Genomic DNA, 14,624 nt, shown 5'->3' on the forward strand with positions numbered 1-14,624 from the left:
ATTATATGAACTAAAGAAGAGGAGGATGAGAAGTGATTTTAGAAAAGACGAATATGGCCAAAAATAAAATATTACTAAATATACGTAACTAATGAATGCAATGTCTTTTTCAGTTATTATGTTGTAAATAATTTTATGATAAAATTTTTTACATAATGAAATAAAGGGGTAGTATTCTATGGGTTATTTCTCAAACAGTTTATTAGTTTTGTTCGTTCTTATCGTATGTAGCTGCATAATTTTTGGGTGATAATATAGTGGTAGATTTATATAAAAGAAGTGATCTCAGGTGAGGTAACTTCTTTTTATTTTATGTTGAGAAGGAATTCTATTTTTCTTATTGAAGTTTGTTCAAGTTAAGTTGATGATGGTTTAAAAATTTTAATAGAGCAATGTAAAAGAGGATACAAATAAATAGGAGAATAGGGAGGCGTTTATGAAAACTAAAATAAGCTACATAATTGAACATCCAACAAATTTCAATGAATTAGTAGCTTTATATGAATCTTTAGGATGGAATTCTCTAAAATTAACGGTTAATGAATTGGAACAAATGTGTAAACAAAGTTGGTATGTGATATATGCTTTTAAAGAGCAACAATTAATTGGCATGGGGCGTGTTATATCTGATGGTGTAATAACAGGCGTTATTTGTGGTGTATGTGTATTGCCAAAATATCAGTCCATTGGCATTGGAAAAGAAATAGTAGAACGATTAATCCAGCACTGTGAACAAAAAAAGGTTATTCCCCAACTGATGTGTGTGGAAAAATTGCAATCTTACTATGAATCTATAGGGTTTGAGGTATTCTCTGTTGGGATGACAAAACATATTAAAAGATAGTGGCGCTTTATATTTTCAGTTTACTCGTACATATTTTCAAACTTCAGTATAAAGGAGAATTGCTGTATGGAGATTGCTAAAGGGGTAGAAATGTTACAACTTGAATTACAAGAATTTATTATTCACCCAATTCTTTTATGGGATGATGAAATGGCAGTATTAATAGATACTGGCTTACCTGGACAAATTGAAGATATACAAGTAGAGATGGAGAGAGTTGACGTATCGTTTGATAAATTAAAAGCAGTGATTTTAACGCATCAGGATATAGATCATACAGGTAGTCTTCCAGAGTTGTTGCAGAACTGTGGAAGTAATATTAAAGTTTATGCGCACGAGCTAGATAAGCCGTATATTGAAGGGGATTTACCTTTATTGAAAGGTGGAAATGTGGAGAATCTACCAAAGGGAAAAGTGAGTGATACTGTGATTGATGGACAAGAACTTCCGTATTGCGGTGGCATACTAATTCTCCATACGCCAGGACACACGCCGGGTCATATTAGTTTATATTTGAAACAAAGTAAAACTCTTATCGCTGGGGATTCAATGTATAGTGTAAATGGAATGTTAGGAGGAATTCATGCTCCAACTACTTTGGATGTTCAGGAAGCACAACAGTCTTTGAAGAAGTATTTAAATCTAGATATTGAATCCGTAGTTTGTTACCATGGGGGATTAAGTAAAGGGAATATAAATGCACAAATTCAAAATTTGTAAATAATAATTTTTTGTTAATTGGTGCTAAAGAATAATCTAATTGTAAGTATATAAATACAACACGTAATTAATAAAAGAGCATGTTTGAGAAAAATTCAAATATGCTCTTTTATTAAAGGAAATCTATTTAATACGAATGACCTAACCCGTTCCAATAAAAAGAAACGATTTCTTGTGCTAACTCATCTATATTTGCAAGAATAGGATTGTGATTTTCATCCTTAAAATTCCCAATTGATAATAAAGATGCGAAAGCATGGGCAGCAAATTTAGGATTGCCTTTACTTATTTCTCCAAGTTGCATCGCGTTATGAAGTGCTTTTTCCAACACTTCATACATGTTATCTTCGGCATTTTTTAATTCTTTCAACTGCTCTTCAGATAAAGAGTGTTTTGCATCTTTCATAAAGTTCTTCATGTCAATATCCATCGTTGCGTGTAAGTATACTGTAGCGAAGTCTAACAACCTTTCTTCCAAAGTTTTATTCGTGGAAAGTATTTGATCCATATTCTCTCTTATACGTATCATCATTTGAATCATAGTAGCGGTAAATAAATCAGCTTTTGTAGAATAGTAATAGTAGACGGTTGCTTTCGTAACACCGCATTCTTTCGCGACCTCATCCATGGAAACGACTTGATAATTTTGAGTAAGAAATAATCGGGTTGCAACTTCTAAAATTATTTCTTTTGTAGATTTTGTATTTTTATTTTGACGAGGTCTTCCGAGAGGACGTTGTTTTTGTTCCAAATACATTCGCTCCTGACATTTATTATTGAGATAATTATAACATAATTTTTAATCTTTCTTGATTAATTAACTGACCAGTATATATAATTAATATTGTAGGAAAAAAGGAAGGTGGGTTTTTATGAAAAAGCACCCGTTACATATGTTAGGGAGGTTTGTAGCAGGGAAGAATACGCAATGGATAACTTTATCAGTTTGGATCCTTATTACATTAGTACTTTCATTTACGTTGCCACAAGTAAATAGTACGAAAGAACCGAATCCGAAAAATTTACCTGAAACAGCTATGTCACAGCAAGCGGAAGAACTTATGAAAAAAGAGTTTCCTAATAATGCAGGAAATCCGTTGTTAGTAGTATGGCATAGAGATGGTGGATTACAGTCAAAAGACTATAAACTTATACAGGACGTTTATAAAGAGTTAAAAGCTAGCCCTTTAAAAGAACAATCAATGTTACCACCATTTGATACAATTCCAGAGCAAGTATTATCAAAAAGTGCATCAAAAGATGGTACATCATTTGTCACACCGATATTCTTTAATAAATCAGCTGGTACGGATATATTAAAAGGAAATCTTGAAGATGTAAGAAAACTGGTGAATAGTAAGGTGGATGTTGATCCATTTAAACAAAAAATAACGGACTCTGGTTTACATGTTCGATTATCTGGCCCTGTAGGTATTCAAACAGATGCGGTTAGTTTATTTAGTCAAGCTGATGTGAAATTATTAGTCGCTACTGTACTATTAGTATTGGTTTTATTAATTTTACTTTACCGTTCACCAATTTTAGCAATTTTACCTTTACTTGTTGTTGGCTTTGCATACGGTATTATTAGTCCTACACTTGGTTTTTTAGCTGATCATGGGTGGATTAAAGTAGATGCCCAAGCGATATCAATCATGACCGTATTATTGTTTGGCGCGGGTACAGACTATTGTCTATTTTTAATTTCAAGATATAGAGAGTACTTGTTAGAAGAAGAAAGTAAATATAAAGCGCTGCAACTTGCGATTAAAGCATCTGGCGGGGCAATTATAATGAGTGCATTAACTGTCGTACTTGGATTAGGAACATTATTACTTGCTCATTACGGCGCCTTTCATCGATTTGCAGTACCATTTAGTGTTGCTGTATTCATAATGGGGGTTGCTGCTTTAACAATTCTTCCTGCATTTTTATTAATTTTCGGCAGAGTTGCATTCTTCCCGTTTATACCAAGAACAACTGCGACGAATGAGGAGTTTGCAAGAAAGAAACAGAAAGTAATAAAAGTTAAAAAATCAAAAGGCTCCTTTAGTAATAAACTTGGAGATATTGTCGTACGAAGACCGTGGACAATAATTATGCTAACTATGTTTGTATTAGGTGGATTAGCTTCATTCGTACCACGTATTCAATACACATATGACCTTTTAGAATCGTTTCCGAAGGATATGCCTTCACGTGAAGGGTTTACGTTAATTAGTGATCATTTTTCAGCTGGAGAACTAGCGCCAGTAAAAGTTGTTGTTAATACGAAAGGAAAAGAGCTTCCTATTAAACAAGAGATAGAGAAATTTTCTTTTGTAAATACAGTGAAAGAGCCAAAAGAGGGAAAAGAAAATAAACAAATACAAATGTATGAAGTTTCTTTAGCGGAAAATCCGTACGCTATTGAAGCGCTAGATCAAATCCCTAAATTGAAAAATAGTGTAGAAAAAGTATTAAAAGATGCGGGGATTAATGATGTTGAAGATCAATTGTGGATTGGTGGAGAAACAGCGTCACTATATGACACAAAACAAATTACGGAACGTGATGAAGCAGTTATTATTCCAGTAATGATTAGTATTATAGCTTTACTATTACTTGTCTACTTACGATCAATTGTAGCGATGATTTATTTAATAGTAACAGTTGTTTTATCATTCTTCTCTGCATTAGGAGCAGGATGGATATTACTTCACTTTGGTATGGGAGCGCCGGCAATACAAGGGGCGATACCGCTATACGCATTCGTATTTTTAGTTGCTTTAGGTGAAGATTATAATATCTTTATGGTTTCAGAAATATGGAAAAACAGAAAGACACAAAATCACTTGGATGCAGTAAAAAATGGTGTTATACAAACAGGAAGTGTCATTACATCTGCAGGTTTAATTTTAGCAGGAACTTTTGCGGTGTTAGGTACGTTACCAATTCAAGTTTTAGTTCAATTTGGTATTGTGACCGCAATTGGAGTTTTACTTGATACGTTTATTGTAAGACCGTTACTTGTACCGGCAATTACAGTTGTTTTAGGTCGCTTTGCTTTTTGGCCAGGGAAACTTTCAAAAAAGAGTGAAGAAATACAAAAAGTGGATGCATAGTTAAAAAAGCCGAGGATATTTTCCTTGGCTTTTTTCTATGTAGTTCATTAATTTTTTGAAGTCAAATCATCAGTTACAGCGTGATCAGCATCTTCAATGGTTGTTTCGGGCATTCCGTATAAGCCGTTCATTGCTTGTTCTTCGCTAGTTAGAATTGCAGTATTATTATTGTGAATAGATGTAGTGTTTTCGATAACATTTACTTTTTTATTTTCATTTTTATCATGCATGTTTGAATCCTCCAAACGTCATTTGATTTATCCCGCATTAACGGGCAGTAAGACCTCCACCTCAAAATTCGGCAAAAACAAAGAAGGTTAGGTGGGGGATCAACTGCCCCCCACTGATTAAAGTTTCACCTTATTAATAGTATGTGGATGGATTGCAAGAAATATGTGAATGGATTTTTGCAAATGCTATATAATTAAATAAAAACGTGAGTATAAATGTAAACTATAAGGAGTGAACAAGTGTGGTGAAAACAAGGAAATTAGCCTTCTAAAATAAAAATGAAATTTTAGGAGGCTAATGAAATGAAGTTTCATGTAATTGACAGAGAAAATTGGAATAGAGAGCAGTATTTTGAACATTATTTAAAATTAAAGTGTTCGTTTAGTATGACAGCGAATGTTGATATTACGATGATGCTAGAGAAAATACATCAAAAGGAAATAAAATTTTATCCGACTTTTATTTATATAATTTCTAGAATGATAAATAAACATAAAGAATTTCGAACATGTTTTAATGATGAAGGAGTTTTAGGGTATTGGGAGGAAATGATACCTAGTTATACAATCTTTCATAAAGGTGATAAATCTTTTTCAAGTATATGGACGGATTATTCTAGTGATTTCCACATTTTCTATAAAAACTATGAAGAGGATATGAAATGTTTTGCTAATGTTCATGGTCTCTTCCCGAAAGAAAATATTCCGCCAAATGTTTATCCAATTTCTGGGATACCTTGGACTAGTTTTACAGGATTTAATTTAAATATTAATAATGATGGTGATTTTCTATTACCAATTATAACTTGCGGAAAATATTTCAATGATGGAAGCAAGGTAATGCTACCTTTTTCATTGCAAGTACATCATGCGGTTTGTGATGGATATCATGCGAGTCGTTTTATAGAGGATTTACAGGAACTAGTTAATACATGTAACGAGTGGCTTTAAGTAATATCAAATTTTTAATTATATAAAATTGAAAGTGAATAAGCGTAAAATAAAAAGAAGAGAACATGTGTATATTACATGTTCTCTTTTTTTATTCATTCATACTAAGTAACAGTGGAAAATATAGGTTGATTTGTAGTTTAATAGTAAAGAGAGTGATTGATTTTAATTTTCTTTATTTTATAACTATATAGATTACAAAAGTTATGAGATTGTAACAATGAAGGGGAACACAAAAATGACAATAATATCTGTAGAAAAAGCTACAATTTTAGATGCTGAAAAGTTAACAGAAATAATGAAAAGAACATTTGACGAAGAAGCGAAGCGGTGGTTATGCGGCCAAGATGATGTAAGTGATTATAACATTCAACCGCCAGGATATTCTTCAGTTGAAATGATGAAATATTCAATTGAAGAATTGGATTCTTACAAAGTGATAATGGATGAAAAAATAATCGGGGGAATTATAGTTACGATCTCTGGTAAATCGTACGGAAGAATCGATCGTATTTTTGTAGAGCCTTTTCTTCAAGGAAAAGGAATTGGATCAAGGATTATTAAGTTAATAGAAGAAAAATTTCCGAACATAAGGATTTGGGATCTTGAAACATCTAGTAGACAAGTTAATAATCATCATTTTTATAAAAAAATGGCCTATGAAATCATTTTTAAATCTGAAGATGAGTATTGCTATGTAAAAAGAAAAAATGTAGGTGCAGGTGAAGAGAACCTAATTAAAAATAAAGATATGAAAAATGGTCAATACGAAAACTGTAATTTAGTTCATACAGAATATTATCAAGTAAATTTAAAAAATAGTGCATTTGTTGGTAGTAATATAATGCATATGAATATGAGTAATTGTAATGTAAGTCAATCAAAGTTTAGGAATATAAACTTTAGAAGGTCTTCATATGCAGATTTAAATCTTTCTAGTAGTACATTTAATTTGGTGACATTAGGTGGAGTGCAATTCAAAAATACAAGTCTTGGAGATGAGAAGGAACCTCTTTCATTTGAAAACTGTGATTTGGAAGGTAGTACAATGCATAATAGTAACCTGAAAAATATTGAAATAGTAAATTGTGATGTAACTGGTATGAAAATAAATGGTATTCCAATAGAGAATTTGCTTGAGCTATATAATAAGGTGAAAATTTAAAGTATAGGGTTATTAGGGTAAGGTGTTTGGAAACTAAATGTTATACCAAAATAATTATGTAGAAATAACATAAAGAAATACAGGTGGGGAATGATTTAATATAGGTTTCTAGAATGATAATATATTGTTATTTATATGGAGGGGGAGGAATATGGAAATCAACATACGAGCAGTAGAAATACAAGATGCTAGAGCAATTCATCGTATATGTATACAGGATGAGGTTTTACCTTATATGGTTTTCTTACCTAGCATGCGTGTAGACGCTATGGAAAATAGAATTCGAAACTTAGCACCAAATCAATTTGAATTTGTTGCAGAGTATGACGGGGAAGTAGTAGGTTTTATTGGCTTAACACAAAGTCCAGGACGAAGATCTCATTCAGGCGATTTATTTATTGGGGTAGACAGTGAATATCATAATAAAGGTATTGGCAAAGCACTTCTTACAAAAATGCTTGATTTAGCTGATAATTGGTTAATGTTAGAGAGAGTAGAACTTGGTGTATTAGAAACAAATCCGAAAGCAAAAGATCTATATGAAAAATTTGGGTTTGTAGTAGAAGGGGTAAAGGTAGGGAATTTAAAGGCTCACGGAAAGTTTATAAATGAAATTATGATGAGTCGTTTTAGACCTGATGGTTTAATTGTACATAATTAATATGTAAAAGCATGACAAATCAATGTCATGCTTTTTTAATTGTCATGTGTGATTCGCTAGTTTCGGTTGTAATAAAAATAATGTTAATCCAATGAAAATAATTGAAATTCCTAGTGCTTGTTGTAAAGTAATGGTTTCACTCAAAATAAAGTATGCTAGAACACAAGTACCAATTGTTTCACCTAAAATACTCATTGAAATAACAGTAGCGCTCATCCATTTTAATAACCAATTGAATATCGTTTGTCCTAAAATCGTTGCAATGAAAGCTAGTCCAATAAAGGACAACCAAGTTTGTGTAGCGTAATGAATGAAAGATTGTTGCTGCATATAAGCAAATATACCGAGAAAGCATGCGCTACTTCCATAACTAATTACCGAATATGGTATAAGAGATAAATCTTTACGAATGTGTTGACTAATGAAAAAGTAAGCTGTAAGAATGCCGGCCGCCATAAATGCTAAAATATCTCCGTATAAAGCGTCGCCACTAATTTGGAAATCTTGCCAACCGATGACGATACTTCCTGAAATGGCAATGAAGCAACCGATAACCGCTCCTTTCGTAAATCTCTCTTTAAATAAAAAGTAACCACCAATCATTGAAAATAAAGGTTGTAACGTTACGATAACTGTAGAACTTGCTACGGAAGTATATTGTAAGGATTCAAACCATAGTACATAATGTGCAGCTAAAAATAGCCCGGATAGAAATCCGAATCCCCATTGTTTTTTCGATAATGTTTTTAGTTCGTTTCGATTCCTTTTATTAAATAGTAATAACGGTAACAGAATTACTGTAGCAAATAATAATCGATAAAAAGCAATAATTGCCGCAGGAGCATCTGCCAATTTCACAAAAATTGCTGAAGTTGATAAGGCGAATACACCGAAAAATAAGATGAAATATGAAAAAATAGGTGATTTCAAAGTCTGTCCCTCCGATAGAATGTTTATTATAATATACTTAATGCGATATAATGCACAAAGGTAAGTATATAAGTCTTGGAGACGATAGAAAAGGATTATTTGCCCTTGTTTAGTAAGTCAGCACAAAGGGAATGAATCATACATTATGATGGACGAAAGGGAGTAGTTATTTTGATTCACTATCGACTTGGACAAACTGTTTTAAGTTATCGTAAGAAAAATAATATGACAATTCGTGAGTTTGCTGAGTATGCAGGGATTAGTACGTCACTGATTAGCCAAATTGAAAGAGGACATGCTAATCCTTCTTTAAATGTATTGGAATTAATTGCGAAAGCATTAAATGTGCCGCTATTTACACTTTTTATTAATGATATTGATACAGACTCACTCATTTCTAAGAAAAAAGATCGAAAAAAAGTATATCGGGAAAATAATGATCACATTGTATATGATGTATTAACACCTGATTTTATGAAAGCGCGTATTGAAATGTTAATGATGGATTTAAATAAAAAAGCAAACACAACGGAAAGTCACTATTCACATGAAGATAAGGAAGAGATTGCGGTTGTCATGAAAGGGGAAGTGTATGTGGAATTAGAAGGAAAAGAATATTTTTTAGAAGAAGGTGATGTTGTACGTATCCCACCAAACGTGAAGCATCGATTTTTGAATAAAAGTGATGAATCGAATCACATTTTATTTGTATTAACGCCATCTTTAGGATGAATATAAAGTGAGTTTTATTATGGGGGATAGAAAATGGAAAATAAAAGTGTGTTAAAAGGCGGCCTTTCAATTATTTCTCAATGCAAAAAACAAACAAAGGATATTTGGCATGCACATTATGGGGCAGCTGCAATTGCTAGTTATTTTTTCATGAAGGATAATAATATTGAAGAAGAGATAGCTCGTAATATGCATTCGCATACAAAAATGATGCTGAACAAGAAAAACTTAGATGAAATCATCGATAGTAAAGAAGAAATTGATTTTCAAAGTGCTGAAAAAAAGATAATAAAATCATTGGAATATACAATTGATGAACTTCATTGGGTGGGGCATAACGTCATTTATGCGGCATTAAGTTTATTAGCTATGAAAGAGCTACAAAAATGGGGAAATAATCAAGCGATAGAAGGGATAACTGATCTTATATTATCATTTCAAAAAACAATTCCTGGTAGATCGTGGATTGGTTTTACGACGAAAGAAGTTAAACAATTAAGTATATATGACGAGATACAAAGTGAATTAAGAAATCCAAAACAATTATCTAAGTTTATTTTAAATGAACTATCGGAGTTTAAGGTTATTTATAGAGCAGAATCACATCATGATTTAATTGGCCATATGCTTACTTTTTCCCACGCAATTAATATAATGTATGATTTAGGACATAAAGATGTATTTCAACGAGGGATACGTCCGCTTTTAAAACTAGTATACGTACTGCGTGCTAGTAAAAAACTTATGCTGAATACTGAAATAAATCTACATACTCCTATAGATCATTTGCCTTTAATTGAATCTAAACGTGCTCACGTATTACCAACTGAAAATCAATTTTGGCTAAAGGACTATAGTGAATTTGATTGGGATTTTGGACATGTTTTCAAATTCTCATATAGTTATTTTGATCATATAAAGAGAGCTCCGGAATATAAAGGTATAACCTTAGAACAATTCCGGTATGTTATTCATTCGTAATGAATTTTAATAATCTGTAAAAAGGGAGGATATAAGTTTCTTTTTTTGTTAGTAGTATATTGTTTTTTCAAATATGTAAGATTTTACATGTGTATTTTACTTTTACTAATTATGTAAGTAGGCTATACTAAATAACATACATTTTATGTTTGGAGAGAAGTAAATCGACATGGAACTAGTAAAATTGGAAAAGGTAATTGAAATAAAAAAAGAAGAACTTTTATATTTAGTATCGGATTATGGAATTCAACATGAAAAAGTACTGGCATTAAGTCAAGAAATAGACAAACTGATCAATTACTTTATGTTTTTAAAATAGAGAGAACTATGACGTGATTTGTAAATGTTATAGTTCTTTTTTATATATTCATTTACAATGATGGTTATGTACGGATTAAATGTATATAAATGTATTTGTATATAGTGTCAAATTTTTTACAGAATGCGCAAGCCGCTAGTCGAATGTAAGGAGTATTGGGTATAATAAATAAAGGAATGATTAATTGTATCGGTTAGGAGCGCAGCACATATGAAAACAGTTGTTGTTATCGGTGGAGGTATAACGGGACTTTCTACTATGTTTTATTTAGAAAAATTAAAAAAGGATTATAATATCGATTTACATTTAATCCTTGTCGAGAAAGAAGAGTCTTTAGGTGGTAAAATCCATAGTGTTGAAGAACAGGATTTTATTATGGAATCAGGAGCGGATTCTATCGTTGCTCGCAATGAACATGTTATGCCACTTGTAAAAGATTTAAACTTAGAAGAAGAAATGGTATATAACGAAACGGGTATTTCATACATATATTCTGATAATATTTTACACCCCATTCCTTCTGACAGTATATTTGGTATTCCGATGAGTGTCGAGTCGTTGTTTAGCAGTACGCTAGTCTCAACGAAAGGGAAAATTGTTGCTTTAAAAGATTTCATAACGAAAAATAAAGAGTTTACGAAAGATACATCACTTGCTCTATTTTTAGAAAGCTTTTTAGGAAAAGAGTTAGTGGAAAGACAAATTGCGCCGGTACTTTCAGGCGTGTATTCTGGTAAATTGAATGAGCTTACAATGGCATCAACATTACCGTATTTACTTGATTATAAAAATAAATATGGAAGTATTATGAAAGGTTTTGAAGAGAATAAAAAGCAATTTCAATCAGCAGGAAATAAAAAGTTTGTATCATTTAAAAGTGGACTATCTACGATAATTAATCGCTTAGAAGACAAGTTAACTGAAACTGTCATAAAAAAAGGTGCTGTAACGACGGCTGTAAGTAAACGAGGAGATCAATATGAGATTTCTATTGCAAATCAGGAATCAATCCAAGCTGATTATGTTGTTTTAGCAGCTCCGCATGATATAGCACAAACTTTATTACAATCTAATGAGTTAAACGAGCATTTTAATAAATTTAAAAATTCATCACTTATTAGTATTTATTTAGGTTTTGACATTCCAGATGAACAACTACCAGCGGACGGTACAGGGTTTATCGTAACAGAAAACAGTGATTTACATTGTGATGCTTGTACATGGACAAGCCGGAAGTGGAAACATACATCGGGTACACAAAAGCTTTTAGTAAGAATGTTTTATAAGAGTACCAATCCGATATATGAAACGATCAAAAATTATAGTGAAGAAGAATTAGTACGAGTCGCTTTATATGATATTGAAAAGAGTCTTGGAATTAAAGGAGAACCAGAAGTAGTTGAAGTTACAAATTGGAAAGATTTAATGCCGAAATATCATTTAGAACATAATCAAGCGGTTCAAGCATTAAATGAAAAATTGACTGCTCTATATCCTAATGTATATTTAGCTGGCGCTTCATATTACGGTGTTGGAATTGGTGCATGTATTGGAAACGGGAAGAGTACGGCCAAAGAAATAATGACTACATTAAGTGAAGAGTTAAAATAATAATATAGAATACATATGTAAAAACTGTCCCTTCAGTCTACTGGAGGGACAGTTTTTTATTTATTTCACTTGAATGGAAACTTTTTTAGTTCTTCCATTATTCTCTTTTATTGTTAATGTAATATTTCCAGACTCTTTAAATGAGTATGGGGAGAGTTGATAAATTTCTTTTATGTTGTGTTTTTCTTTTAGTTTATTTGTGGATATTGATACTATACTTGCCCTCCAAAATTCTTGTTTGCCTGAAGGATAATCTATGAATATTTCTGGATTTTTAAACTGTAATGTTTCCCAAGAGGCGAAATACAGTTCAACTTCTACATCTTTTTTCGGTAAGTTCGCTGAGAAATAACCGAACTCGCCCACATTACCGAAAACGGTGTAGTTTTGGTTATGTAATTTAATATCTAAATAACTAGGTTGATATGTTGCTGCGTGATAGATTCCATATGAAAGAGAGAGTATGGCAGCGATTAATATACCAATTGAAAATGTCTTAAAGCTATTTCCTTTAAAGTTAGTCATCATGAATGAGTTTGGTGTGAATATTTTTGCGAATAAAAAAATAAGCAAAATGAGTAAGAGGACTAAGCTGATGAATATATACATAGAATTTTTAAACCTCCATAATAGAATGGAATATTTTCTATATTTTAACATGAATGTATGAATTAGTCTGTTGTTTTAGAATGGAAATTATTCTTATAATGAGCGAACAGATGTATTTGGAGGGGTATTAGTATTATGTAAAGAGAAATAAGCAAAATATAAATTACATTATATGACCAAGGCCGTAATCAACAAGTAAGAAGGTATACTCTTACTTGTTATAGAATAAAAAGGAAAAGAGTCATTAGAAATATTTGATTAGTGGGACATTGAGGACTTGCCTAATTATGAATATTTTTTCTGCTATAATAAATTAGTAGAGAGAAAGGAGTGATCCTGTGGTATTTCCTATATTAGAAACAGAGCGCTTGCGTTTAGTTGAAATAGAACAATCTTATTGTCAAAAAATATATGAAATCTTTTCATTGGATGAAGTTACATGTTATTACGGTATGAATTCTTTTACGGAATTTGGCCAAGCTTCACGTATGATTGAATCTTTTTCGAAAAACTACTTTGAGAAAAAGGCAATACGATGGGGGATTGTGCTAAAAGAAACAAACACTTTAATTGGGACAATTGGGTTGAATAATTTACAATTATGGAGTAAACGATCTGAAATAGGGTATGATTTGCATCCGCGTTATTGGGGGCAGGGATATGCTTCGGAAGCAGCCGGGGAAATCATTCATTATGGATTTCAAGATTTAGGTTTATATAGAATTGGAGCTATTACATATCCTGAAAACGTTACTTCTTGTAAAATGCTATCTAAAATAGGTTTTCAAAAGGAAGGTTTGTTACGTGGCTATATTCATCAAGGAAATAAACAACACGATGCATTGTTATATTCTATAGTGCGAACAGATGTAGAGGACTTAAATATTTAATAAAAAACCCCTCTTATTAAAAGAGGGGTTAAGTAAAATTAACCTAACTTAGGTAATAAACGTTCTCCGCTTTTCATGCTACTTTTACATAAAGGGCATTTAGGTTCTTCTTCAAATGAAAAGTTCTTTCTCATCCATCCTAAACAATCCTCTGATTCACATTCCCAAACAGGTGTTTGTTCTGGTGGTACTTCTGCTACATCGTTCTTTCGATTGCGATACATGTAACCACTCCTTTTATGTAAAAAATTTTAGTTATATATTAAAAAGGTTGTTAACCGAGCTGGTAACAACCTTTTTATTGTTTGAATTATAGCTTTACAACGTTTTTAGCTTGAGGTCCACGGTTACCGTCTTCAACTTCGAAGCTAACTTCTTGACCTTCGTCAAGAGACTTGAAGCCGTCGCCAGTGATAGCTGAGAAGTGAACGAATACGTCGTTACCGTCTGCAACTTCGATGAAACCGAAACCTTTTTCGCTGTTAAACCATTTTACTTTACCTGTTAATGTCATGGTAATGCCTCCTAAAATTTAAAAAGATTACAATATGATCGGCCTTATTTGAATGAAAATAAAAGTTCACATATTATCAAAAACCCATAAGGAGTACGAAATGGTCCTGATTGATGCTTGATAATATGCAAAGAAAATATATTGTTAAATTGACCTTAATTACTATCTTACAACAAATGGTGTGAAATAGCAAGTGCTGGTAATACCAGTGTGTAATTTGGGCGATAATGGTAAAAGACACAAAGAAATCTCTTTTATTTATATATTATTCCTAATCTGAATGTATTCCAAACAGAAATCATTTATATAAAAAAGTATGTTTAAGGGAAAAGATATATTTTTTAAGAATATAGATGATTACAA

Annotated in this window: 17 protein-coding genes; 11 read left to right on the plus strand and 6 right to left on the minus strand. The window is 31.9% G+C overall.

Annotation, left to right across the window (positions count from 1 at the left end):
* The first annotated feature begins 436 nt into the window (after positions 1–436).
* Together ACS2MN_RS02450 and ACS2MN_RS02455 are read left to right on the plus strand one after the other, a co-directional pair.
* The gene (locus ACS2MN_RS02450; protein WP_000850340.1) at positions 437–844 is read left to right on the plus strand and encodes a GNAT family N-acetyltransferase; all 408 of its coding nucleotides are present in this window, start codon (positions 437–439) and stop codon (positions 842–844) included.
* A gap of 66 nt (positions 845–910) precedes the next feature.
* On the plus strand, positions 911–1,564 hold the full coding sequence (locus ACS2MN_RS02455) for an MBL fold metallo-hydrolase (RefSeq protein ID WP_088055981.1): 654 nt from the start codon (positions 911–913) through the stop codon (positions 1,562–1,564).
* Positions 1,565–1,691: 127 nt separating this feature from the next.
* Here the strand turns inward: ACS2MN_RS02455 and ACS2MN_RS02460 are convergent, their stop codons facing one another.
* Positions 1,692–2,315 (minus strand): TetR/AcrR family transcriptional regulator, encoded by a 624-nt coding sequence (locus ACS2MN_RS02460; protein WP_000436002.1) that lies wholly within the window; start codon positions 2,313–2,315, stop codon positions 1,692–1,694.
* Between the two features lie 121 nt (positions 2,316–2,436).
* On the opposite strand from ACS2MN_RS02460, the gene ACS2MN_RS02465 reads away from it, so the two are divergent.
* A complete protein-coding gene (locus tag ACS2MN_RS02465) occupies positions 2,437–4,668 on the plus strand; it encodes an MMPL family transporter (protein ID WP_088055980.1) in 2,232 nt (743 codons plus the stop codon).
* A gap of 47 nt (positions 4,669–4,715) precedes the next feature.
* Here ACS2MN_RS02465 and ACS2MN_RS02470 read toward each other — a convergent pair whose 3' ends face one another.
* Complete coding sequence (locus ACS2MN_RS02470) at positions 4,716–4,898, minus strand: DUF4021 domain-containing protein (protein WP_224992634.1); 183 nt, start codon at positions 4,896–4,898, stop codon at positions 4,716–4,718.
* A gap of 303 nt (positions 4,899–5,201) precedes the next feature.
* On the opposite strand from ACS2MN_RS02470, the gene catA reads away from it, so the two are divergent.
* The 3 genes from catA to ACS2MN_RS02485 all read left to right on the plus strand — a co-directional run bounded on the left by catA (position 5,202) and on the right by ACS2MN_RS02485 (position 7,675).
* Positions 5,202–5,849 carry a type A chloramphenicol O-acetyltransferase gene (gene catA / locus ACS2MN_RS02475; RefSeq protein ID WP_000668560.1) on the plus strand — a complete coding sequence of 216 codons (648 nt, stop codon included), beginning with the start codon at positions 5,202–5,204 and terminating at the stop codon, positions 5,847–5,849.
* A gap of 220 nt (positions 5,850–6,069) precedes the next feature.
* Complete coding sequence (locus ACS2MN_RS02480; RefSeq protein ID WP_438894653.1) at positions 6,070–7,014, plus strand: GNAT family N-acetyltransferase; 945 nt, start codon at positions 6,070–6,072, stop codon at positions 7,012–7,014.
* Between the two features lie 151 nt (positions 7,015–7,165).
* Entirely contained in the window at positions 7,166–7,675 is a 510-nt protein-coding gene (locus ACS2MN_RS02485; RefSeq protein ID WP_000405100.1) for a GNAT family N-acetyltransferase, read from the plus strand.
* A 42-nt stretch (positions 7,676–7,717) separates the two neighbouring features.
* Here ACS2MN_RS02485 and ACS2MN_RS02490 read toward each other — a convergent pair whose 3' ends face one another.
* Positions 7,718–8,605 (minus strand): DMT family transporter, encoded by an 888-nt coding sequence (locus tag ACS2MN_RS02490; protein ID WP_438894654.1) that lies wholly within the window; start codon positions 8,603–8,605, stop codon positions 7,718–7,720.
* A 171-nt stretch (positions 8,606–8,776) separates the two neighbouring features.
* Between ACS2MN_RS02490 and ACS2MN_RS02495 the strand changes: the two genes are divergently transcribed.
* The 4 genes from ACS2MN_RS02495 (at position 8,777) to ACS2MN_RS02510 (ending at position 12,248) form a co-directional block, all read left to right on the plus strand.
* Positions 8,777–9,337 (plus strand): helix-turn-helix domain-containing protein, encoded by a 561-nt coding sequence (locus tag ACS2MN_RS02495; protein ID WP_000582249.1) that lies wholly within the window; start codon positions 8,777–8,779, stop codon positions 9,335–9,337.
* A gap of 33 nt (positions 9,338–9,370) precedes the next feature.
* Positions 9,371–10,318, plus strand: coding sequence for a hypothetical protein (locus tag ACS2MN_RS02500; protein WP_000428926.1), 948 nt, complete (start codon positions 9,371–9,373; stop codon positions 10,316–10,318).
* Between the two features lie 169 nt (positions 10,319–10,487).
* A complete protein-coding gene (locus ACS2MN_RS02505; RefSeq protein ID WP_000424361.1) occupies positions 10,488–10,637 on the plus strand; it encodes an aspartyl-phosphate phosphatase Spo0E family protein in 150 nt (49 codons plus the stop codon).
* A 210-nt stretch (positions 10,638–10,847) separates the two neighbouring features.
* The gene (locus tag ACS2MN_RS02510; protein WP_000860342.1) at positions 10,848–12,248 is read left to right on the plus strand and encodes a protoporphyrinogen oxidase; all 1,401 of its coding nucleotides are present in this window, start codon (positions 10,848–10,850) and stop codon (positions 12,246–12,248) included.
* Positions 12,249–12,308: 60 nt separating this feature from the next.
* On the opposite strand, the gene ACS2MN_RS02515 is transcribed toward ACS2MN_RS02510, so the two are convergent.
* Complete coding sequence (locus tag ACS2MN_RS02515; RefSeq protein ID WP_000275271.1) at positions 12,309–12,857, minus strand: hypothetical protein; 549 nt, start codon at positions 12,855–12,857, stop codon at positions 12,309–12,311.
* Between the two features lie 338 nt (positions 12,858–13,195).
* Between ACS2MN_RS02515 and ACS2MN_RS02520 the strand changes: the two genes are divergently transcribed.
* Positions 13,196–13,747: a GNAT family N-acetyltransferase gene (locus tag ACS2MN_RS02520; protein ID WP_000231762.1), complete on the plus strand. Its 552-nt coding sequence runs from the start codon at positions 13,196–13,198 to the stop codon at positions 13,745–13,747.
* 38 nt (positions 13,748–13,785) lie between these two features.
* On the opposite strand, the gene ACS2MN_RS02525 is transcribed toward ACS2MN_RS02520, so the two are convergent.
* The gene (locus tag ACS2MN_RS02525; RefSeq protein ID WP_000286203.1) at positions 13,786–13,971 is read right to left on the minus strand and encodes a cold-shock protein; all 186 of its coding nucleotides are present in this window, start codon (positions 13,969–13,971) and stop codon (positions 13,786–13,788) included.
* Positions 13,972–14,057: 86 nt separating this feature from the next.
* Positions 14,058–14,261 (minus strand): cold-shock protein CspD, encoded by a 204-nt coding sequence (gene cspD, locus ACS2MN_RS02530; RefSeq protein WP_000176365.1) that lies wholly within the window; start codon positions 14,259–14,261, stop codon positions 14,058–14,060.
* Positions 14,262–14,624: the final 363 nt, after the last annotated feature.

The sequence above is a fragment of the Bacillus cereus group sp. BceL062 genome (genome assembly GCF_051780025.1).
Classification (GTDB): Bacteria; Bacillota; Bacilli; order Bacillales; family Bacillaceae_G; genus Bacillus_A; species Bacillus_A toyonensis.